A 22863-nucleotide genomic window follows, 5' to 3' on the forward strand; every position below is an offset into this window, starting at 1 on the left:
CAGAATAAGTTTAGTTATTTTAATAGATACTCATCACCATATAAATAACTTGGGGCCAAAATTTTTTTGGTTAAAATATTTTTAGAATTAAATTGATTAAAACATTTCAAGGTAAAAAAATTATAAAGGGGACATTAAATGAAAATGGTAATTATTGGAGGAGGACCAGCCGGTCGCAGTGCAGCGATGGAAGCAGCGCAACTGGGAGCAGAAGTTTTCCTGATTGAAAAGGAACACGTAGGTGGAACCTGCCTGCACGAGGGATGCATGGTGATAAGCGGATTAAACGACGTGGTACGCTTCCATGAAGACTCTAAAAATTACCGGAAGATGGGCATAATCTCCGAAGAACTATCCATTAATTACTCACACCTTGCTGAGGGAATAAGGGAAATCACCGGGAAAATAGAGAATGTATTGAAACACGAAACCCGACAATCAGGGGTGGAAATAATAATGGGGGAAGCAGAAATTGCCGAAGGCAAAGTCCTCCTTAATGGAGAAGAGCACCCCTATGATAAACTTCTAATCGCTACCGGTTCCCGGCCATTTTTACCATCCATACCTGGTGTTGAACAGGCCTTAAACTATAAAGATGTACTGGACCTTAAAGAGGTTCCTGAAAACCTGAACATAGTAGGGAGTGGTGTGATTGCCGCAGAATTTGCGGGAATATTCTCGTCTTTAGGTAGTAAGGTCACCATATTATGCAGAGGCCAATTTTTACGTAATTTGGACTCTGAAATAAAGGATTACATTGTTGAGCATCTGCTTAATGATGTTAAAATTCTGGAAAATAGTGTGGTATCCGAAATAACCTCTGAAGGTGCTCTGGCATCCACTGGATTTGTGGATGGTTTGGTGTTCATGGCCACCGGCATGGTTCCCAACTCTGAAATAGCCCAGGGAATGGTTGAAATCGGTTCAAAAAAGGAAATCATTGTTAATAAACAGATGAGAACCAGTAATCCTTCTATTTATGCTGCAGGAGACGTGGTGGGAACTGTGGGCAACGTTCCGGTGGCCCGCAGAGAAGGAGTGATAGCCGCCAGAAATGCCTGTGATATATCCGCCACCATGGACTACCAGTTGATACCCCAATCACTGAACCTATACTACCCAGTAAGCTTCTTTGATTTGGATAATGAAGACAATGAAAACGAGTTCAATGTGCGTATTAGAGGATCTGCCGGGCCAGGATCATTCTGGCATACACTGGATGGGGAAACTGGATTTACCAAGATAACTTCAAACCTTGAAACCGGTGAAATCACCAGAGTATCTTCAATTTCGCCTTCTTCCAGCACCAGCACTCCCTACCTGGCCAAAATGATCAAGGAAGGTTATAAAACTTCAGATTTTGATGATTTCATCGAAACTCATCCCTCAACTGATGCCCTTTACAAATTACTTCACTATCTATCCCGATATGGTTAAATATAATTTAAGATGGGGTTTTTTAAAAAAGTGTGCTGTTTTAAAAAAGTGGGGTATTTTAAACTATTGAGTATTTAAACTATAGGATGTTTAATTCAATTAAATTACCTTTCTTTTTTTATTTTACCGTATATTATTTGGGCTATACTATCTGAAGCTTCCAGAACATCCGGGCTGTATCTTTGAGCATTGTTGGTGAGTTGGGCAAGATCACCGAATGCTTCTTCGGTGACTGTGACAATGTCTTCCAGTTCACTTTCCAGGACTGCGCCATTAAATATGTCAGCCAGGTTATGATAACGCCCGTATTTAACTCCCAAAAGGGCTATGATGGGTAACTGACAGGCAATTGCTTCCTGAATCATCATACCATCATCAGTCAGCACAGCCAGATCCACCACTTTATAGAGGTCCCGGATCCAGTTAATATACTCCAGATAAAATATATTCTCTTCTTTAAGGTATTCTCTGTATTTTTCTTCCAGTGGTGCTCCAACTACCAGTATATTGGCATTTAATCCACTTTTAGCCAGTTTTGATGCCCCAAGTGCCATTTTTTCAAATAGAGTGGAACCTGAGGAAAATAGAATCGTGGGGCGGCTCTCATCAAATCCTTCGGGCATTAACTTCAATGCCTTGTCACGGTCACCAACAATTATGGAAGGATCCACCGGTGAATAAGCTTTGTGAATATCCTTATTCTCCAGGTTCATCTGGAAAAGGTTAGATTCAGGAAGCGCCACGGTGGTGGTTATTCTGGTACATACTTTAGCATCGGTGGGGGTGATTAAAATACCAACCGAGGGGGTGTTAGCCATTTTAGCTCCTAAACATCCCACCACAGCTCCACCTCCAATAACACCAACCACCACGTCAGGTTTCACTTTTCGTATGAGGCGGGCTGCTTCCATGGCTGCTTTTGAAGTTTTGACCGCAGCTTTGGCCAGAGTTTTTTTGGTGGCAGCATGACCTCCTGCCTGGGGGATGCTGATTTTATACCATGGCAGGTCATATTTTTTAAGCAGTAATCCCGGTGCACTGTGATCCAGTGCAAATTCACATTTAACACCATATTTCTCAAGCGCTAGGGCAATGTTAAGACCAGTAACTGCGTCTCCGCCTATTCCTCTTCCGGTAACTATGAATAATGCTTTCATTTAAAAAACCATTTATTTTTTTATTTTAAAACGTTCTCACATTGAATAAAGACTATATTGGGTAATTCATGCCTATTATTGGGTAATTCACGATCATTCTTCTAATTCACGTTATAATTTTCACAATATTGGATGATTCCCTTTTAAGTATAGATATTATGCAGGATTTGATTTGGTTATAAGATGGTTGAATCCAGAAATGGCTACTGTAAGAATTTTTGAATGTCAATCTATAAAATTGTGATCTTAAATCCACCCAGTTATTTTTTTTAATATTTCCAATCTAAAATCCTATCGAAAGCTAATCTGAAAATTTATCTGAAGACTTTTTTAGATTGAAATCCTGACTGAAGAAGTCCATACTCCATATGAAATCGTAAATTCCAGCTATGGTATCCACGAATTCTTCATACTGGTTCCATATGCAGATGGCAGTTTCGGATATGGCAGTTTTTCCAGATAGTTTACAGAAGGCAATCAACATCTCCTGCCGGTCCCGGACCACCAGTTTAATGTAGGGAACCGGGAAAAACTTGGTTTCTGTCGGTAGTTCTTTCAGAACTTCCATGACTGGAACTTCCACTCCATCCACATTACAGGTAGGAGCAGTTAAGATCCGAGTATCGATCCCTTTTTTAAGAGTTTTTTGAAGATTCATACCTAGTTTTGCGGGTTCCCCCGGGAACATAAGTCCTCCCATAACGAATATTGATTTTTTAGCCCGGGAAATTATTTCCATTTCTTTATTTACTATCTTGTCTGGACCGTGGAGAATCCAGATAGGGGCTGGTACCTGGGGGATTTGATTTTCGTAAATAACATTCAATTCTGCCTCGGCTCGTTCCAACTTCCTTCTGATATTATTCCTATTTTTTTCAAAAACCTCATGTGGGGGGATTACCGTGAAAGTCAGTGGTTTTCCTCGATTTATCTCCAGGAAACCTTTACCTGCCAGACTTTTAAGAATGTTGTATATCCGGGATCTGGGAACCTGGGAGGCCTGGCTTATTTCAGTGGCAGTTCCAGATATTATGGAATTCAGGGCCACGTAGGTGCGGGTTTCATAGTCAGTGAGTCCCAAACTCTCCAGGGCTTCTAGGGTTTCTCTGCTTACAGTCATGTCTACACCTGTCTTTATCACTACACCAGCTATATTTGTTTCATTTTATACTCATTTAGTGACAAAACTTATAAAAGCTTGCTCATTACAAGATCATAATCGTGTGAAATAGGTCTTAAACCAGAAAAAAATATGCAGTGGGGATCGATCATGAAACAACATGGTGAAATGGCCATAACAACATCTAAACTGGTAAAAAAGTTTGGAAATTTTATGGCTGTTGATAATTTAAACTTACAGGTTAAAAAAGGTGAGATATACGGTCTTTTAGGTCCTAATGGTGCGGGAAAGACCACGTTAATTAAAATGCTCTGCAGCGTACTGAATCCAACCAGTGGAGAGGCCAGGGTTCTGGGGGAGGAAATACCAGATGGAAAGGTTGTATCCAGGATCGGATACATGCCCCAGGAAACTGGTTTGTATCTGGGACTTACCGTGGATCAGAATATGAAGTTCTATGGCCGGATTTTCAACCTGAAAAGGGAAGAAATAGAAAAAAGGGAAGATGAACTGTTAAAATTTGTGGATCTGTCTGACTGGAAACATGAAATGGTAGAAAACCTCTCCGGGGGAATGAAACACAGGGTTTCACTGGCATGTACCCTTATACACCAGCCAGAGCTGCTTTTTTTAGATGAACCCACGGTGGGAGTTGATCCAGAACTTAGAGTTTCATTCTGGAATTATTTCAACCGGTTGCGTGAAAGGGGAGTTACCATTCTCATCACCACCCACTACATGGATGAAGCCCGTCACTGTGACCGCATTGGATTCATGCAACGTGGCCGTATAATAGCCGAGGATGCCCCCTCCAATCTTCTGGAAAAAAGTGGGAAAGATTCTCTTGAAGATGCCTTCCTGGTGTTTTCTGGTAGGGATAAGTCAATTAAGGGGGTTAAATCATGAAGTTCTACCGGGTCATGGCGGTCACTCGTCGCGTCTTTCGGGATGTGGTCAATGACAAGCGCAGCTTAGCAATGCTCTTTTTAGCACCGATATTTGCCATGTGTGTCTTTGGTGTGGCCTTCAGTGGTGATGTGGAAGGGGTTAATGTTGTAATAGTTAATCAGGACCAAGGTTACACTCCTGGCTTTGGAAACACCACCTACCTTTCTGATGAGATCATCTCCCACCTGGACACCAAGGTGCTGAACATTGAAAACATGAACAGTACTGATGAAGCCCGGGAAAAAGTGGCCAATGGCCAGGCATCAGCAGTCATAATATTTCCTCAGAATTTCACCAGAAACTCCATGTTAAAAACTACAAATTCATCCTATCCAGATAATGGTCAGATCCTGATCCAGGGTGATGACAGTATAACCAATGTAAAAAATGCCATCCTGAAAACAGTTAACCAGGCACTTTCTGACACCATGGCAGAACAAGGGGTCAAACCAGCCATCAACATTACTTCTAACCCGATTTATGGACAGGATGCTGATTTTGTTGATTTTTTCGTCCCAGGAATTCTGGCTTTTGTAGTTTACCTTTTAACCACCATCCTGACCCTGATCACCTTTGTAGGGGAAAGATCCAGTGGGACCCTGGAAAGGGTACTGGCCAGTCCAGTGACTGAAGGTGAGATCGTTACTGGATACGCCATTACATTCGGTACCTTTGGAATTATACAGGTTGCACTACTCCTTTCAATTGCAATCCTGGTTTTCAACATCATGGTAGTGGGAAATGTGCTCCTGGCATTTTTGGCAGTGGCTATTCTGGCCGTAACCTGCCAGGCCCTGGGGATACTCCTTTCAAGCCTTGCTAAACGTCCAGAACAGGCAATACAATTCTTCCCATTTGTAATTTTACCGGCATTCCTGCTTTCAGGTGTTTTCTGGCCCATACAGGCTATTCCTGAATGGTTAAGACCATTCTCCTATCTGGTTCCTCCCACCTATGCAGTGGATGCTTGCCGTGCAGTCATGCTCAAAGGAGGGGGTCTGGACATGATATGGCCTGATCTACTGGCCCTAATACTGTTTGCAATTGTGTTCATGGTTCTGGCAGTTTACACTCTCCGGAGGGGTAAACAATAAAATCATTTTTGGTGTTGGGTAATGAACCACGTTATTTTAAAAAATTTTGGGGGATTAATTAATGGAAAACGACAGTTTCACTGGAATGATAAAACATGTTTTTAAAAATGGATTAAACAAGCAAACTCTTGGATTAGCCATCATTGCACCACTTATAATCATGATTATTGTGGGGTACATGGTAACCATGGTTGGCACTCAGGATCCGGTTAAAATAGGAGTGGTGAACTACGATAAGGGACTGGGAAACTTCAGTGCCTCATCAAGTATAATTGAAGAACTAAAAAATCAGGAAAATGTTTCGGTGGTCTACATTAGCCAGGACCAAATAACAGGAGATCTTAATGATAAAACCATTTCCGCAGCCCTGGTGTTCCCGGAAAATTTCACCACGGATTTAACCAGAAAAAATGCCCAGCTAAACATGACTCTGGAGGGAACTGACCAGACCATGAATATACTGGATAGTAAAGCAGTTTCAACTTCTGTCACAGCAGTGGCAGCAAAAACTGCCAACATCACCCAGCCTTTAACAGTTAATGTAAATGATTTATACGGAACTGGATTGGATTTCACTGATCTCATACTGTACCGGTTCATGGTTTTGATCACACTGGTACTATCACTGATCATAGCTTTAGTGAGAGTTCTCCAGGATAAAAAGACAGGCCTGTTCAGTAGGATGGCCGTATCACCGGTTAAAGGTGTAATAGCTTACATTCTGGGCTTGTGTATCTTTGGATTCCTTATAATTCCCATTGTCCTGGCGTTTTTGATCTTTATAATGGGAGCCACTATAGTGGGAAGTCTTACCAGTGTGGTACTGGTAATGTTGTTGATATCTCTGGTGGGAACATCCCTGGGAGTTCTCTTCACTTCCATCACCCAAACCAGAAACCAGGCATTTGGTCTTTTTGCTGTGGTTCTTATACTGCAGGTGGTATTCAGCGGATTATTCATACCTGTTAGTCGATTCGACCAGTACACCCAGCTTGTATCCTACAGTTTACCCTTTACCTATGCACTGGATGCCATGAAAAGCATAACCATAAAAGGCTTTTCCCTGGCTGATGTGGGAACAGATCTCGTAGCTTTACTGGTAATACTCGCAGTGGCAGTAATCGTGTCCATGGCTGGTTTGAAGTTGGTGCAAAAATCAGGGGATGATCAAAGAAATGATCAAAAGGTGTGAATAAATAGGGGAAAATAAAATGAATTCCTCATTTTTAATTTTTTTTAAACTGCATGAGGGTTATAAAAAAGTCTTCTCATGCCCAAAACGATTAAAAACCTGTTTTTAATAGTTATAGTGCGCTTTCTAAGTATTATTCTTCGTAAAAGGTCTCCTAGGCCGCCACCGGTCAGTACGTCCATCACCAGGTCACCGTAACCTGGGTTGGGGATTTGAAGGTTGGTTTCCAGGAAATTTTTAAGATTCTTCTGTCTCAGGAGGGCTATGAGTAGTGCGGTAAAGATTAGAAGGATCAGTACAACTATAAACACTCCTCCACTTCCCCAGTTATGGAAATTGGCTATGTTACCGGCCAGCAGAGTGTATGTCACTCCCAGGCCAACTCCGAAGGAGTGATTTCCAACTTCGCCCATCATTATCTTTCCCTGGTAATCCAGTGGTGCGTAACCCAGGCATACTGCCAGTAGAATCAGGGCTGGCGAGTATGGATTACCAGTGGTGAGATAGAGAAGGATGGCCATTAGAAGACCCATTATGATCACCGTTGATGCGCTGGTACCCGGTTGCATGTCCGCGATGTTCATGGGCTGGATCATCAGTGCAATCAGGATGGATGCTGGTCCAAAATAGGCATATCCAATTACCATAACCAGAAGCATACCTATACCTCTTGAAAGTTGACCAAACTCAAAAGGCATTCCTTTAATCTTTTTTCTACCAATTATATCATCTAAAAAAGCGAATATTCCAATTAAAGCTATTAAATAGTTCCCTGGCGGTGGAAAAAATAATAAAAGAACTATAAATGGAGCAATTCCCACTGCACGGGGGGTTCCGCCCCTTATTGGTGTGTAAAGGTTTCCTCCCAGACGGGTGAATATACTCTTGAATAAGGAGGTTAAAATCCCCGAGAGAATGAAAATCGCAATTAGCCAAATTAAATCCATGATAATCATTTAACATCACTTATAATAAAATATTTACGATAAATATGTAGGTCAGTCTGGTATTCCATTGATATATCAGAAGTTTACTTTAAAAACCTGAATACTTAAATTTGCCATTAGTTTGGTAAGTTCTGCTTCAGGGACCTATATGTCCTTCAGAAGTTTGGGCAATGACAGTTTTAAGTCCAGTATCATTTAAAATCTTTTTTACTTGCATCATCTCTAAATAAGAGGGCAATATAAGTTCTTTCTTCCTGAATTCACCTCGATAATCAAGCACACAAACCTGAGTATCATCCTTTAAATTCACTATTTTTCTACCCATTTCTTCCACTTCTTCTAGGGAGATAAGGTTTTGATTGTAGGGTATGCCAATTCCCAGGAATAAATTATCATGATATTCTGTTAGAGCATATTCAACAGCAGCCCATGATGTTTTAAGGTATTTATCTGCCAGTTCAGTATCATTGAGCCCGGTTATTCTCTGGAAAGTCCGGGTATGAATTCCCTTAAGATCCACTCCTAATTCTGTCATTCCGGCTTTAACCAATTGGTCAATGTAGGGGGTGGTGAGTACTGTTCCATTGGTGTCCACGTGAATGTGAATATCGTTATCCTCATTACGGATATATTTAATCAATTCTAGGAGCCAGTGGGGATTTAAGGTACTTTCCCCACCAGATATCGCTATCCTGTCAACTTGGTGTTGTATACTGAGTCCAAGAAGTATCCTGGCGGTTTCTTCAGCATCCATGAGATGTCCTCGGGCAGTAAATGCCATGCCATAATTCTGGCACTGGGGGCAGCGTAAATTACATCCATGGGTGAAACAGTTAATTTCTACAGGGTATTCATTTTTTTTAAGCTGATAGGGAGTTCCCACCCCACCTACAGTATGGGCTCCGAATCCACTTACTACCCGTAATGCAGGCATTTGGCCGAGTAATTCAATTTTCATACCTTCATGTAATGGTGTGATACAGGAAAGTGCGTATCTACCATCAACTTTCACTGCACAGGACCAGCAACCTCCTGAAAGGCAGGGCATGGTACTGGTTGGTATTAAATTACTTTCAGATGGTTCGAATGGGAATTCAGTGATTATCACTCCTGCATCACGTAGAGCATCCCTGATGAGGCCAGATGTTTTTATTTTTTCACCATTAACATGTACTGTTTTTTCAGAGGATGCCGTGGCTAAATTATCCTTTCGGACTATAATGGCAGTTTCGGGACAGGCAATGGCACAGGCTCCACAGCCAACACACTCATCTTCATTTAAACTTCTCCAGGCACTTCCTGCAGGACAGAGAACCATTTCACACATTCGGCAGTGAATACACTTATCTTTATCCCTGATGACTTTCATTCAAATTGAACCTCGCTTCAATTAAGGAAATTAAAAAGTGTCATTAAAAACCAATTATTTAACAGGGCGGCCATTTAACGAAAAATATTAGTTTCAGTCTATTCTTTCAGTCTATTATTTTCAAATCTGTTAATTCAGCGTGTACCTTAATAAAGCAGCAACTCCGCCCAGGGCACCCAACTGTTTCCCACCATCGTGTTCACTGCTTATGACCATTACTTTACCTCCCAGGTTTTCAACCAGATCCATGATCTTTTCTATGTCCCGTTCACGGAGCAGCTCGTCGATTATCAGCAGTTCTTCAACAGCCCCTGCTTCGGCGGCAGTTTTAACCTCCTTTTTCCCGTAGGTTACCATGTTGGAGCTTTTCCCGATTTCTTCCAGAACACGGGCTATCATGCGTGTTTCCTGGGCAATCCGTCCTTCGGTGGCCATTTCTTCCAGGATACCCTTCTGCAGCACCTCGTGAATTCCGGATCGTCCTCCGGCACCGGTACTTTCCAACCGGGAAATACGGGTGATATCCGGATATTTCTGGCTGAGGAACTGATAAAAATCATTTTTACCAAATCCGGGTCCGGCAATAACTATGCCTTCAATGCCCTCAAATTTTTCAATGGTGCTGACAATTTCCTGGTAAAAATTATCAATGACCTTCTGACGGTTTTTCTGGATGTTCCTTTTTCCAGAGATTCCCCCAATAATCGGCCCGTAATACTCCACTCCATACTGCCTTAAAATGCCCATATCGGCATTATCATCCTCAATTACCACTACCAGAGCTTTTGGTATTTTAGAAGCTTCTATAGATTCTTTAATTCGTTTACGATGCCACCTGGACCATCTTTCCTTCTGTATTTTCACAGAATTGTTGAGCTTCAAATCCAGGGTGTGGTGGGAACCCAGTGAAACCATGTCTTCCGGTCCCCTTTCAATAACTCCCTTTGCCCGCAGTTTTCCGGTGTATTTGTGGAAACTGATGCTTTCCACTCTTATCCCCATGAAAAATGTTTTTTTAATCCCTCTGTCACTTCGCAGGCGTTCTCCTGTGGTGTCCTGTATACGGCGGGTGGTTCGGGATGAGACCAGGTCTCCTGGTTCTATTAAGTGGGAAAGATGCCAGAGGTCATCCAGAGTTTCGGGAAATAACTCTATAATTCCTCTTTTGGTGTCCTGATGAACTATACGCATTTTAATACCTTTATTTTGAATTTATGTGGATTGATGTATTCTAAGTGGATGTATTTTAAGAATTTTATACAGATTTTTCGATGAATTGTTAAGAATTAATTTTGATGTTATAATTAATTTGGAACTATCCAAAAATGATTCTCACTATGGAATGAAAATAACTTGGGAAAATAACTTTAGGAATGAAATAACTTAGCTGTTTTTATCCCTATATTTTCCGTGTTTTATCTTTTAATCTTTTTCCAACATCCTTAATTTCTCTTATCTAACTCATAAGTTTTGTTCCTTTAATCATAACTTATATATAAAATGTATTACATATTATGGGTTGGTGATTAAAATGGACAGTCAACTGGAAAGTAAAATAAAAGAAACCCTGGATAATGTAAAACCGTGGCAAAGGGTTCCAACGTCTTTGGATGGTGTATTCCTGATTAAAGCTCCAACCCGGGGTGATCAGGAGAGTATTATGGTAGAAATAAATCCTTTAGATGAGTTTGGGCGACCCATTAAACGTAGGGGTATATTTATACAGCAGAAAATTCAGCTGGAAATGTTTTTGGAAGTGATGCAAAAACCAAGACTCATGGAGTTTATGGAGACACTGGATTCTATGGCAGGAAATGTAGGTAAAGAGAAGGTCGGAACACTGAAAATTTAGTTTGATGCTGTTATTTGAATGTATGGTGTGTTTCATCTATAGATCCAGGAATCCTCAGCACATTGAATGATTCTTCTACTTGGATTACGGAGTTCTTCTGCAGATTATATGATTATCCTGCTTGGATTACCGGATACTCATGGAGTTACAAATAATTTAATGTGGAAATAATTCATCAGTGACATGAAAAATTTAATATCCTTCGCTGCATAATAGATAATCTATGCATGTAGCGGTTATAGGCGGGACCCGGGGACTGGGAAACTGGATAGCTAATTTTCTTCAGGAGAAGGGATGTCAGATTACCCTCACCGGTAGAAATTCCATTGTTGGAGAAGATATAGCCAATAAAATGGGTGTATTATATACATCAGACAACATACAGGCAGCATCACATGCAAATGTGGTAATAATAGCAGTTCCCATTGAATTCACATCTCAGACCATAAAGGAAGTGGCACCCCACCTTCAGGAAGGATCACTGCTGGTGGATGTGACATCGGTTAAAGAATTACCCGCAGAAACCATGCAAAAATACGCTCCTCCTGGTGTGGAAGTACTTCCTACCCATCCCATGTTTGGTCCCAGGATAAGATCGCTGGAGGGACAGGTAATAGTGCTCACCCCTCAAAAAAAAGGGAAATGGTACCCAAAGGTTTTAGAACTATTAAAATTAGAAAGGGCCCGTATTCTAGAGACAACACCAGAACAGCACGACCGAATGATGAGTATTGTTCAGGGTTTAACCCATTTTGCTTACATCGCCATAGCCAGCACCATTGAAAAGATGGGAGTGGATATAAAAGAATCTCGCAAATTTGCCAGCCCCATTTACAATCTGATGCTGGATATGGTGGCCCGAATTGTGGCTCAAAATCCTTACCTTTACTATTCCATTCAAACTCAGAATAAATACATTCCTGAAGTTCACCAAACATTCCTGGAGACATTTCAAGATCTTAAATCCATGATAAGCGATGAAAATCAGGATGAATTTGTAAAAGCAATGAGTTCTGCTGCTAAACATTTAAATGATCTGGAAGCCTCTCTGGGAAGATCAGATAAAGCCATATCTGCTTTGAATGCCGAGGTAACCCACCTTAAAAACTCGGTGGGAATGGAAGTGGGCCTGCGCCACATGTACTCTGGAAAAGTCCATCTAGGTATCCTGGAGTCATTATCTCCTGATTTTGTTATTTTGAAAGAAAATAACCGAACTGTGAAGCTCAAACTTTCCAACATTGAAGTTTTAAGTGGTGAAGAATTAAAATCATGGAAAACTGGTAATCTACCTTTGAAGAAACTGGATGTTTCTGTGGTTTTACCGGAAACCTCTCAACCAGAGTTAATTTCCAGAGTCATCAGATCAATAGAAGGGGTGGTGAGTTCTGAAGTTAAGGATGTTTATTATGGAGGTCAGATTCCAGAGGGCAAAAAAAGTATCACTTTTACCTACCAGGTGTTATCGCTGGAATCCATGGAAAGGGTCCAGGAACTTCTAACTGGATTTGGTGGCATAATCCGTTAAAAATTGAAATTCACTTTAATAACTGAATTAAATTTGTTTTTAAACTTTTTTAAGGTTTTTTTTTTAAATGATTATTATTATTTTCGATTCTCTCTTTTTTGTTGGAACTTCATAAAGAAATAATAACCACAACCTTTATATAGTAGAACCTACAATGTTAAAGTAACATAAGTTAACTAAATACACTAATGATTTATATTTATTTTTTAATAGATAAATTATTTTCATTCAAGATATAAAAGAATTTACAGGGGGAATTATCATGAAAAGCGAAGATATGAAACTAAAAGTAGCAGAAGCATTTTCACAGGCCGATGTTGGTAGATCCATAGCCAGGATAGACCCAGCTTGCATGGGCAAGCTCGATCTTCTGGATGGAGATATGATTGAAATCGAAGGTCGAAAGCTCACCGCCACCACTGTGGCTTCATCCCAATCAGATATAGGACTGGGAATCATACGGATCGATGGATATATCCGAAAAAATGCAGGAACATCCCTGGGAGAAGAAGTAACCGTACGAAAAGCCCAGGTTAAAGAAGCACAAAAAGTGGTGCTGGCCCCAGTGGATCAAAAAATCATGATCAGGGGAGATGTTAAAGGAGCATTCCAGGGGAGAGTACTATCCAAAGGAGACATCATCGTAACTGGAATCAGGCAACAGCAGCAAACCGCCATGCGAGGAAGCCTATTTGACGAGTTCTTCCGGGATGCCATGACCGATGTCAGCCCCATGGGAGAACTGAAACTGGCAGTGGTCTCCACTAAACCCGCTGGAGCAGTTAAAATAACCGAAATGAGTGATGTGGAAGTTCAAACCGATCCAGTTGATGTATCCAAACTGGAAGGAGTGAAAACCCTGGTTGATGTCACCTACGAAGACATAGGCGGCCTAAAAGAGGAAGTGAAAAAAGTCAGGGAAATGATTGAAATACCCCTGAAACGTCCAGAACTCTTTGAAAGACTGGGAATATCCCCACCAAAAGGAGTCCTGATGCACGGACCACCGGGTACTGGTAAAACATTACTGGCTAAAGCTGTGGCCAATGAAAGTGACGCCCACTTCATTGCCATACAGGGACCCGAGATCATGAGTAAATACGTGGGTGGATCCGAAGAAAAACTAAGGGAATTCTTCGAAGAAGCAGAAGAAAACGCCCCCTCCATTGTATTCATAGATGAAATTGATGCAATAGCACCTAAACGTGAAGAAGTCTCTGGAGAAACAGAAAGACGTGTGGTTGCCCAGTTACTGACACTAATGGATGGTCTTAAAACCAGAGGTCAGGTAGTAGTTATCGGTGCCACCAACCGACCAGATGCACTGGACTCTGCCCTGCGCCGTGGTGGAAGATTTGACCGGGAAATAGAAATTGGTGTACCTGATAAGGATGGACGCCAGGAAGTCCTACAGATACACACCAGGGGAATGCCCTTAGATGACAAGGTTGATCTTGATGAAATTGCAGACACCACCCATGGATTTGTAGGTGCAGACCTGGAAATGCTCTGTAAAGAAGCAGCAATGAGAGTCCTGCGCAGGGTGCTCCCGGATATCAAGGCCGATGAGGAAATACCCAAAGAAACCCTTAAAAAGATGATTATCAAGAAATCAGACTTCAAAGAGGCCTTAAAAGAGGTTCAACCCTCTGCCCTCCGTGAAGTTCTGGTACAGGTGCCTGATGTCAAATGGGAAGATATTGGTGGCCTGGAAGACGCCAAACAGGAACTCAGAGAAGCGGTAGAATGGCCTTTAAAATATCCCGAAAGCTTCGACAAGTTTGGAGTCACACCGCCCCGTGGGGTGTTGATATATGGACCACCGGGTACTGGTAAAACATTACTGGCCAAGGCAGTAGCCAATGAAAGTAAAGCCAACTTCATAGCAGTTAAAGGCCCTGAATTACTCTCTAAATGGGTGGGTGAATCAGAAAAAGGTGTAAGGGAAGTTTTCCGCAAGGCGAGGCAGACCGCACCCACAGTGATATTCTTCGATGAAATAGACAGCATAGCTTCAGCCAGATCCGGCGCAAGCTCTGACAGTGGAGTAACCCAGAGAGTGGTGAACCAGTTACTCACCGAAATCGATGGATTGGAAGAACTGCAGGATGTGGCCGTAATCGCCGCCACCAACAGGGTGGACATCATGGATCCCGCACTCTTAAGACCTGGCAGATTTGACAGACACGTGAAGGTGAATGACCCTGATGAAGAAGCCAGACTGGCAATATTCAAGGTACACACCAAAAACATGCCACTGGCCGATGACGTGGACCTGGAGTACCTGGCCAAGAGCACTGAAAAATACGTGGGTGCTGATATTGAAGCAGTATGCAGGGAAGCGGTAATGTTAACCCTTAGGGATGACCTCAAAGCAGAACAGGTGAAGATGAAATACTTCAAAAAAGCCATGAAAAAGGTCAAAACTGAGGAAAACGTGGACATGGTCCAGTATCACTAAAACCCAGTACGACTCCAACTCCAAAAAAATATCATAATTGCAACTTGTAAAACCTTAAGACCTTAAAACCCCCTAACTGGAGGAGATTCTATATAAATCTAATGGAATCTTCTCCTTTTTTTTATTTTGTATCTATTCATGAATTTTAACCTATTTTACCATAATCTATTTTACCATACTTTATTTAACCTAACAAATTGTGCTCAATCTTATTTTCGCCTTTGTTATCCACACTCTTCACACGAATTACTTATCTCCAATTGCACTGGTCTACAATAAAATGTAAAAACGATAAATATTATCAGGGAACAGGGAGACTTTATTATATTAGAACAGAGAATTAACATTTATAACTTGATATTATTTTAGTATTGATTTGACATGGATGTAACGGTGATAACAATGCCTTATAAAGTAAAAGATATGGAATTAGCTCCTCAGGGTATAAAGAAGATTGAATGGGTTCAAAGACACATGCCAGTTCTGGAAACCATTAAAAAACGTTTCGAAAAAGAAAAACCATTTGAGGGGATCACCATAGGCTCCTGCCTGCACCTGGAACCTAAAACCATCAACCTGGGTTTAACACTGCAGGCAGGTGGGGCGGAAGTGGCAATGACAGGCTGCAATCCGCTTTCAACTCAGGATGATGCCACAGCAGCGGGTGCCAGTCTGGGCCTTAACATGTATGGCTGGAGAGAACAAACCAACGAAGAATATTACCAGACCATCAACATGGTACTAGATCACAAACCAGACATCATCATTGATGATGGAGCTGACATGATATTCATGATCCACCGCCAAAGGAGGGATGTCCTGGATAAGATCAAAGGGGCCTGTGAAGAGACCACCACTGGAATTCACCGATTGAAATCCATGCACGCGGATGGAGCACTTGAATTCCCGGTGATAGCGGTTAACGATGCCTACACCAAATACCTCTTCGACAACCGTTACGGAACCGGACAATCAACCTTCGACTCCATTATGGGTTCCACTAACGTCCTGATAGCTGGAAAAAACGTGGTTGTATGTGGATACGGATGGTGCGGTCGTGGAATAGCCATGCGTGCCGATGGACTTGGAGCTAACGTAATTGTAACCGAAGTTGATCCAATACGAGCATTAGAAGCACGGATGGATGGTTACAGGGTTATGACAGTTCGCGAAGCAGTTAAACACGCGGACATACTGGTCACTGCCACTGGAAACCTAGATGTTGTTTCTGGAGATGACTTTAAGGTAATGAAGGATGGTTGCATAATGGCCAACTCCGGTCACTTCAACGTGGAAATAAACCGGGAAGACCTGGACCAGATGGCTGTAAAACAGGGAAAAATGAAAGCAGACATTGATGAATTTGTAATGGAAGATGGTCGCAGAATATACCTCCTTGCAGAAGGAAGGCTGGTTAACCTGGCTGGTGAAAGAGGACAGGGACACCCTGCCGAGATCATGGACCTGAGCTTTGCAATGCAGGCATTATCTGCAGAACAGCTTGTAAACACTTCTATGGAAGTAGGAGTACATAAAACACCTGATGAGGCAGATATGCGCGTGGCACGACTCAAATTAGAAGCTATGGGTATTGAAATTGATGACCTGACAGAAGAACAGGTTGAATACCTGGATGGATGGGAACAGGGAACCTAAAAAACCTAAAAAAGTTCAATAAGTTTTATTAACCTATTAAATCCATAATTGGTTTAATTGGCCCGATGAGTTGAGTTGCAAACTATAAAAGTTCAATGGGCTGTATTAAGGGACTAAAAATGGTGATGGATTTTTTCAAAAGAATAGGTGTGAATAAAGGGACTTCACGCCTATTTGTGGGAGGAATACATGGTAAGGAAAGTTTAACCACCATACGCATCATTGAGGCAGCTAATGATATCCAAGTCACTGAAGGATACTTGGAATTATGTAACATGCCCCCCAGCCCTTACCTGAGTACCCTAAATCCCCTTTACTACCTTTCACTTGCCGGTAGCAGACTCATTGACCTTGTAATGAAAAACCAGCCAAGCATATACTTGGAAATACACTGCTATCGTCCTGATAATTATCCTAAACTCACCCGAGAAGATCGCAAAGAAGTTTTCGGAGTGCCCGGCCTGGTGGAACTTGAAAATGGAGTATTAATTGGTTCTATATCTCCATTTGCACGTTCTAATTTTTTTGATCTTAATGATTTTCCTTTTACTCTGGAGGTCCCCTGTGATCCTTCCTCAAAATCACTGCAGACATGCATTTCATTCATGGAAATACTTGCTGGATCCAGTAACCGTCTGGAGATAATGGAAAAATTAAAGAAAATTTACCCTGAGCAGGTGGAACGTTTGGATAATTATTTTAAGGATTATTCCCTGAACTTTCACCTGGCATTTCAGGAAATTAAACAAAGAGCACCGGAAACAGATTTAAAGGATTTCAATGACCTGAATGAATTGATAGTTGATGTGATAGAAAAAGGAAATTTTAAAGTAAATCCTAAACAGATCAAACAATTAGAAGGAGCATTCCTTATTTTTAATGAATACAATTCATTCAAATGTAATAAAAGACCATAAACAAAAAAAACCAGGAACATAGTATAATTATTTTTAACCAAATCTATTTTAATCAAATTCTAAATTTCAGGTAAAACCTTGGTAAATGAACTTTAATCAGGTGATGGTTTTGGCTTACTTTAAAATCATAGATAAAGGAAATGGAATAAACCGGCTTTTTATAGGTGGAGTTCATGGAAGGGAAGGTTTGAGCACTATTAAAGCCCTTCAGGAGATTAAGGATGAGGATGTGGATGAAGGAAAACTGGTGATCCACAACTGTGATGTGAGCCTCTACCGGAGCACCCTTGATCCTCTTTACTATGAATCCAAGGTGGGTAAAGAAGTTCTGTACTTAATAAACTATTATAAACCCCAAATCTACGTGGAAGCGCACTGTTATAAAGAAAAAAGCTACAATAGATTGACTTCTCCGATGAGATGGATCAAAGAGAAAGTTCCGCCACTTATAGAACTGGGTAAAGGAGTACTCCTGGGATCAGCATCTCCGAATATTAGAACCACTTATTTTACCAGAAATGATGTTTGTATCACACTGGAAATGCCATGCAATCCTTCGCGGGATTCTCTGGATGTTTACCTGAATGTTTTAAGAATATTTGCTGTCTCAAATAATAGGGATGAAGTGGAAAAAAGGATGGAAAAAAGTTATCCATCTCAGGTAGAGACTGCTCGCAAGTATGCTCGGGAGTTTTTTGGGGATTATCCGCCATTTTAGATGTTTGATTGTCAGTGCTGATTTAAAACCACTGTTCCAGGCTGCTCTGGGTGGTTTGCAATTTTTTGAGCTTATCCACAGCACTTAAAACTCTGTTTTGAGAAAAATCATGTTCTCCACAGAGGAAATTCACAATACCTTCTTCGTCAGCTTTTTGCCATTTCAGATCATAGTCTGAATCCACATCATGGTTAAGGAACATTTCACGCAGGGTACGGGGATCCACATCAAGTTCAATATCCAGCTTTTCCAGGATATGATAGATGTCACCATGTTCTTTAATGAGTTTCAAACCCTTTTTAGCTCCAATTCCCTTGATTCCCTGGTTGAAATCCGTGCCCACCATAATGGCAAGATCCACCAGTTGTTCACGGGTTATGCTCAAGTTTTCCAGGATCTTGTTCAGTTCAATGATTTCGGGGGTTTTCTGAGTTCCACTGATGGTCAGGTTTTTAACCATGCGCGGTGCTCCGAATAACATGCAATCATAATCCTGGGAGGCAACACACCATGCGTCCCCTTGTGCAACCATGTAAGATGCCTGGGCTTCCCCTTCCCCCTTAGCCTGGATATATGGAATTCCCATGAGTTTAATCAGTTTTTTAGAACCTTCCACAATTTCAGGGAACATACGGGAAGATCTGACCGCGAATTTCCTGGCATCATCTAAACGCCCTTCTTCTAAGGCTTCTTTCCACCTGCGCTCTGATTCTTCCTTTATTTCCCTTCTTTTTTGTTGTGTTTCTTTTTTAAGGGCACTGGACTGGCCATCGAAAACATAGATGGGTTTAATTCCCTTTTCCACCAGGGATGATGTGCGGTATAAGATTCCACTAAAATGAGAGGTAATTCTTCCATTCTGGTCCTTGAGGGGAGTACCGTCGATCTGACGGATACTGGAAAGAAACTGGTAAATGACATTGGCTGCATCCAGAGCCACCACTTTACCATCCAGATCCTCAAATTTAATTTCTTCTGGAGATACTATGTCCTTGAACTTCACACCCATACTAAATTCAACCCCTAAATCGTATCGTAATAAATCATTAACAATATTTGAATCATTAAAATGTACTATTAATTTGTATTATTTGTTGGATTATGTATTTTTTTTAGTTCAATTGGCTTGTAACCTGTTAATGGATGATTTATAGTTTAATAAATGAATTTAATCTTTAAATAAACTGTGAGGGAATGTTTCCATGAGCCAAACCAGCACCTGGTCCTTATGGATTATATTATAGGTCCTCTTCAGCATGGGGGTATCAGTTTTGAAGATTTCAACCATTTCTGGATCTGGTTTTTCCAGTGAAACTGATTTTATCTCCCTACGGGATTCAATGTTGTGTTTGCGTAGAATGCGGCCTATGGGAATATCTGCCCTGATGAGGTCTTCCTTAAAATCATTGTCTAATCGTTCCACGGGGATCATGGAAATAGCATATATCAGGGGAGTTTGACCTTCAATAACCACTACCCGGTAGTTGATAGTGTCACCAACTTCAATATCCAGGAGGCTAGCAGCTTCTTTATCTGCTTTCTGGAATTCTTGAATTAGGGTCCTAATGTGCACATGTCCTTTGAGCACGTCCAGGATAGTGGTTACCGAGCCATCAGTAGCTAAAAGTATTTTTTCAGCACTGGAAAGAGTTCCTAACTCTTTTTCAATCTGTTTTATTCCTTCAAAGATTTTTGGGTCCATTTTTATTCACTGGGGTTTCTTATTTCACCGTGAATGGCAGAGTAAGCCACCACAGCCGGGTTGGCCAGGTAAACCTCAGATAGGGGGTCACCCATACGACCAACGAAGTTACGGTTGGTGGTGGAGATACACACCTCTCCTGCAGTTAAAACACCCATATGGGCACCTAAACAGGGTCCACATCCAGGGTTTATGATGATGGCTCCTGCTTCCAGGAATGTTTCCACGATTCCTTCGGCTATTGCCGATTGATAAATTCGGCGAGAGGCAGGTGACACGATGAGTCTAACATCTGGATGAACTTTCTCGTTTTCCAGTACATGGGCAGCCATGCGCAGATCCTCCAGTCGACCATTGGTACATGAACCAATGAATGCCTGGTCAATGGTTTCACCAGAAACCTTAGAAACAGGGTGCACATTATCCACATTGTGGGGGCATGCTACCTGGGGTTCCAGGTCATCCACCTGGAAATAATGGGATTTTTCATAAACAGAATCCTCATCTGAGGTGAATATCTGGAAATCAGTCACATTACGCTCTTTTAAATATTTTAAAATAGCCGGGTTGGGTTCCATTATCCCATTTTTGGCCCCGGACTCCACTGCCATGTTACACATGGTCATTCTTCCGGATACATCCATATTCTGGACTGTATTTCCACAAAATTCCAGAGATTTATAAGTAGCACCATAGGAACCTATTTCACCAATTATATGAAGAATCAGATCTTTAGCAGTAACGTTTTCGGTTAAAATTCCATCCACTTCAATTTTCAATGCTCCCGGAACCATGAACCATGTTTTTCCTGTTGCATACACCACTGCCATATCAGTGGCACCCATACCAGTGGCAAAGGCACCAAAAGCTCCGTAAGTGCAGGTGTGGGAATCAGCACCCACCACTACCATGCCCGGTTTGATGAGGCCCTCTTCAGGAAGGACCTGATGGCATATTCCTTCTCCATGGGAGTAAAATTTTTTGATTCCCTGTTTCCTAGCGAAATCTCTGGTTATCCTCTGGAATTCAGCAGAACCAATGTTATTTGCCGGTAAATTATGGTCATAGACTAAGACAATTTTATCAGGATCCCACACCTTGTCAGCTATTTTATTGAAGGTGTTGATGGTGGGGGGTGATGTTCCGTCATGGGTCATGGCCAGATCTACTTCTGCTTCAATGATCTCTCCGGGCTGGACTTCTTTTGCTCCAGAAGCATTGGCCAGTATCTTTTCAGTGATATTCATAAATAAAACACCATTAACAATAGTAAAATATGATTATTGTTTACTTTTTTATTTTTAGATTGATTCATTAAATTATTCCAGTTACCTAAGTAATCTAATAGGTTATCCAGCTAAATCAATGGGATGTGCTTAAAACTCAAATGGGCCTCGAACTGAACGTACGATATCGTTGAAAACGTTATCGTTGATGTATTTCCCTTCTTCTCGTTTTTCCTTTACCATGCCAACGATTTTACACAACTCATCTTTGGTAACAGCAATCCCGCATTCATCCAGTTTGGCCTTCACTGCTCTGCAACCGGAGTGTTTACCAAGCACAATCCGTCTTTGATGGCCGATAAGTTCAGGGAGGAATGGTTCATAGGTTAAAGGTTCTTCAATCACTGCGTCCACGTGTATGCCTGATTCGTGTCGAAACACGTTTTTACCCACAATGGGCTTGTTATCAGGAACTTTCATATTGGTAAGTTTTTCTACCATCTGGGAAAGTTCATAGAACACACCAATGTTATAATCCAGATCCACTCCGTAAATAAGGAGTAAGGTCATGACCAGTTCCTCAAGGGAGGTGTTGCCTGCTCTTTCACCTATCCCATTAACTGTAGTGGAAACTGCAGTGGCACCTGCCAGTAAACCTGAAATACAATTTGACAGAGCCATTCCAAAGTCATTATGGCAGTGTAAGGCTATTTCTATGTTAATTTCTTTTCTTAACTCCCTCACCAGATAATCCATACCCTGGGGACTTATTGCACCAACTGTATCGGCAATGTGTACCCGATCCGCACCATAAGTCTCTGCTTTATTGTAAACATTTTTCAAAAAGTCTAGATCAGTACGGGTTGCATCTTCTGCTGAGAATGCCACAAAAAGACCGTGATCTTTGGCGTGTTCAATTGAGTTCATGCAGATGTTCAAAGCATCTTCCGGGGTTACGTTAAGCTTATGTTTAAGATGAAGAGCAGATGTACCCAGGAAAGTGATTATTCCATCTACATCACAATCAATGGCTGTGTCTATATCTTCTTTCTTGGTACGGGAGAGTGCTAATATCTGAGCATCTAAATTTTCATCTGCAATAGCCTTCACTGAACGTTTTTCTTCACGGGAAACTACGGGGAAACCTGCTTCAATCTGGTGTAATCCCAATTCATCAAGTTTTCGTGCTATCTGAAGTTTTTCTGGTGTCCGGAGACAGACACCTGGTGTTTGTTCACCATCCCGAAGTGTAGTGTCATAAACAGTGATTTTTTCCGGAAATTTTAAATCAACGGACTGGTTATAAGGACTTACGAAATATTTCAAAACATTACCACCTGTTTTTAGATATTATACAATAAATGTTTGAATTCCATCCAATAATGAATTAAATCTGGAATATAATTATTATAACTATGATTTTCTGGAATTCTGTGATTTTCATTGGATAATCACTAGGATAGAAATATCCATAGACTATCTTGGATCATTATTATTTAAATATAAATGAACTTTTCGTTTTAATCCTAAATTTCACCG

At 41.3% G+C, this 22863-nt stretch carries 19 protein-coding genes; 10 read left to right on the forward strand and 9 right to left on the reverse strand.

The genetic code is table 11. From position 1 onward, the window contains the following. Positions 1-138 precede the first annotated feature (138 nt). Positions 139-1437 (forward strand): FAD-dependent oxidoreductase, encoded by a 1299-nt coding sequence (locus A994_RS04790; RefSeq protein WP_004030197.1) that lies wholly within the window; start codon positions 139-141, stop codon positions 1435-1437. Between the two features lie 104 nt (positions 1438-1541). On the opposite strand, the gene A994_RS04795 is transcribed toward A994_RS04790, so the two are convergent. Continuing rightward, positions 1542-2594, reverse strand: coding sequence for a glycosyltransferase (locus A994_RS04795; RefSeq protein WP_004030198.1), 1053 nt, complete (start codon positions 2592-2594; stop codon positions 1542-1544). Positions 2595-2895: 301 nt separating this feature from the next. Next, on the reverse strand, positions 2896-3735 hold the full coding sequence (locus tag A994_RS04800) for a TrmB family transcriptional regulator (RefSeq protein ID WP_237739700.1): 840 nt from the start codon (positions 3733-3735) through the stop codon (positions 2896-2898). Positions 3736-3864: 129 nt separating this feature from the next. Here A994_RS04800 and A994_RS04805 point away from each other — a divergent pair, with 129 nt between their 5' ends. The 3 genes from A994_RS04805 to A994_RS04815 all read left to right on the forward strand — a co-directional run bounded on the left by A994_RS04805 (position 3865) and on the right by A994_RS04815 (position 6948). After that, entirely contained in the window at positions 3865-4620 is a 756-nt protein-coding gene (locus A994_RS04805; protein WP_004030200.1) for an ABC transporter ATP-binding protein, read from the forward strand. Further along, positions 4617-5756 (forward strand): ABC transporter permease, encoded by a 1140-nt coding sequence (locus A994_RS04810; protein WP_004030201.1) that lies wholly within the window; start codon positions 4617-4619, stop codon positions 5754-5756. Before A994_RS04805 ends, A994_RS04810 begins: the two co-directional genes overlap by 4 nt. Before the next feature lie 61 nt (positions 5757-5817). Continuing rightward, entirely contained in the window at positions 5818-6948 is a 1131-nt protein-coding gene (locus A994_RS04815) for an ABC transporter permease (protein ID WP_004030202.1), read from the forward strand. A 44-nt stretch (positions 6949-6992) separates the two neighbouring features. On the opposite strand, the gene A994_RS04820 is transcribed toward A994_RS04815, so the two are convergent. The 3 genes from A994_RS04820 to A994_RS04830 all read right to left on the reverse strand — a co-directional run bounded on the left by A994_RS04820 (position 6993) and on the right by A994_RS04830 (position 10455). Beyond that, the gene (locus A994_RS04820) at positions 6993-7904 is read right to left on the reverse strand and encodes a cell wall biosynthesis protein (RefSeq protein ID WP_004030203.1); all 912 of its coding nucleotides are present in this window, start codon (positions 7902-7904) and stop codon (positions 6993-6995) included. 127 nt (positions 7905-8031) lie between these two features. After that, positions 8032-9264: a radical SAM protein gene (locus A994_RS04825; protein WP_004030204.1), complete on the reverse strand. Its 1233-nt coding sequence runs from the start codon at positions 9262-9264 to the stop codon at positions 8032-8034. 129 nt (positions 9265-9393) lie between these two features. Then, the gene (locus tag A994_RS04830; protein ID WP_004030205.1) at positions 9394-10455 is read right to left on the reverse strand and encodes an mRNA surveillance protein pelota; all 1062 of its coding nucleotides are present in this window, start codon (positions 10453-10455) and stop codon (positions 9394-9396) included. Positions 10456-10795: 340 nt separating this feature from the next. Here A994_RS04830 and A994_RS04835 point away from each other — a divergent pair, with 340 nt between their 5' ends. The 6 genes from A994_RS04835 (at position 10796) to A994_RS04860 (ending at position 18396) form a co-directional block, all read left to right on the forward strand. Continuing rightward, positions 10796-11116: a hypothetical protein gene (locus tag A994_RS04835; protein WP_004030206.1), complete on the forward strand. Its 321-nt coding sequence runs from the start codon at positions 10796-10798 to the stop codon at positions 11114-11116. A 223-nt stretch (positions 11117-11339) separates the two neighbouring features. Then, the gene (locus tag A994_RS04840; protein ID WP_004030207.1) at positions 11340-12644 is read left to right on the forward strand and encodes a prephenate dehydrogenase; all 1305 of its coding nucleotides are present in this window, start codon (positions 11340-11342) and stop codon (positions 12642-12644) included. Between the two features lie 262 nt (positions 12645-12906). After that, entirely contained in the window at positions 12907-15105 is a 2199-nt protein-coding gene (locus tag A994_RS04845) for a CDC48 family AAA ATPase (RefSeq protein WP_004030208.1), read from the forward strand. Positions 15106-15507: 402 nt separating this feature from the next. After that, the gene (gene ahcY / locus A994_RS04850) at positions 15508-16761 is read left to right on the forward strand and encodes an adenosylhomocysteinase (RefSeq protein WP_004030209.1); all 1254 of its coding nucleotides are present in this window, start codon (positions 15508-15510) and stop codon (positions 16759-16761) included. 125 nt (positions 16762-16886) lie between these two features. Continuing rightward, positions 16887-17678: a DUF2119 domain-containing protein gene (locus A994_RS04855; RefSeq protein WP_237739701.1), complete on the forward strand. Its 792-nt coding sequence runs from the start codon at positions 16887-16889 to the stop codon at positions 17676-17678. A 109-nt stretch (positions 17679-17787) separates the two neighbouring features. Next, positions 17788-18396 (forward strand): DUF2119 domain-containing protein, encoded by a 609-nt coding sequence (locus tag A994_RS04860; RefSeq protein WP_004030211.1) that lies wholly within the window; start codon positions 17788-17790, stop codon positions 18394-18396. 22 nt (positions 18397-18418) lie between these two features. Here the strand turns inward: A994_RS04860 and fen are convergent, their stop codons facing one another. From fen to A994_RS04880, 4 genes are all read right to left on the reverse strand, one after another. Beyond that, positions 18419-19405: a flap endonuclease-1 gene (gene fen / locus A994_RS04865; RefSeq protein WP_004030212.1), complete on the reverse strand. Its 987-nt coding sequence runs from the start codon at positions 19403-19405 to the stop codon at positions 18419-18421. A gap of 159 nt (positions 19406-19564) precedes the next feature. Continuing rightward, positions 19565-20098 (reverse strand): chorismate--pyruvate lyase family protein, encoded by a 534-nt coding sequence (locus A994_RS04870; RefSeq protein ID WP_004030213.1) that lies wholly within the window; start codon positions 20096-20098, stop codon positions 19565-19567. Between the two features lie 2 nt (positions 20099-20100). Beyond that, positions 20101-21345, reverse strand: coding sequence for a homoaconitase large subunit (hacA, locus tag A994_RS04875; RefSeq protein WP_004030214.1), 1245 nt, complete (start codon positions 21343-21345; stop codon positions 20101-20103). Positions 21346-21474: 129 nt separating this feature from the next. Continuing rightward, positions 21475-22650 carry a homocitrate synthase family protein gene (locus A994_RS04880; RefSeq protein WP_004030215.1) on the reverse strand — a complete coding sequence of 392 codons (1176 nt, stop codon included), beginning with the start codon at positions 22648-22650 and terminating at the stop codon, positions 21475-21477. Positions 22651-22863: the final 213 nt, after the last annotated feature.

Source organism: Methanobacterium formicicum DSM 3637, from assembly GCF_000302455.1.
GTDB classification, from domain to species: Archaea; Methanobacteriota; Methanobacteria; order Methanobacteriales; family Methanobacteriaceae; genus Methanobacterium; species Methanobacterium formicicum_A.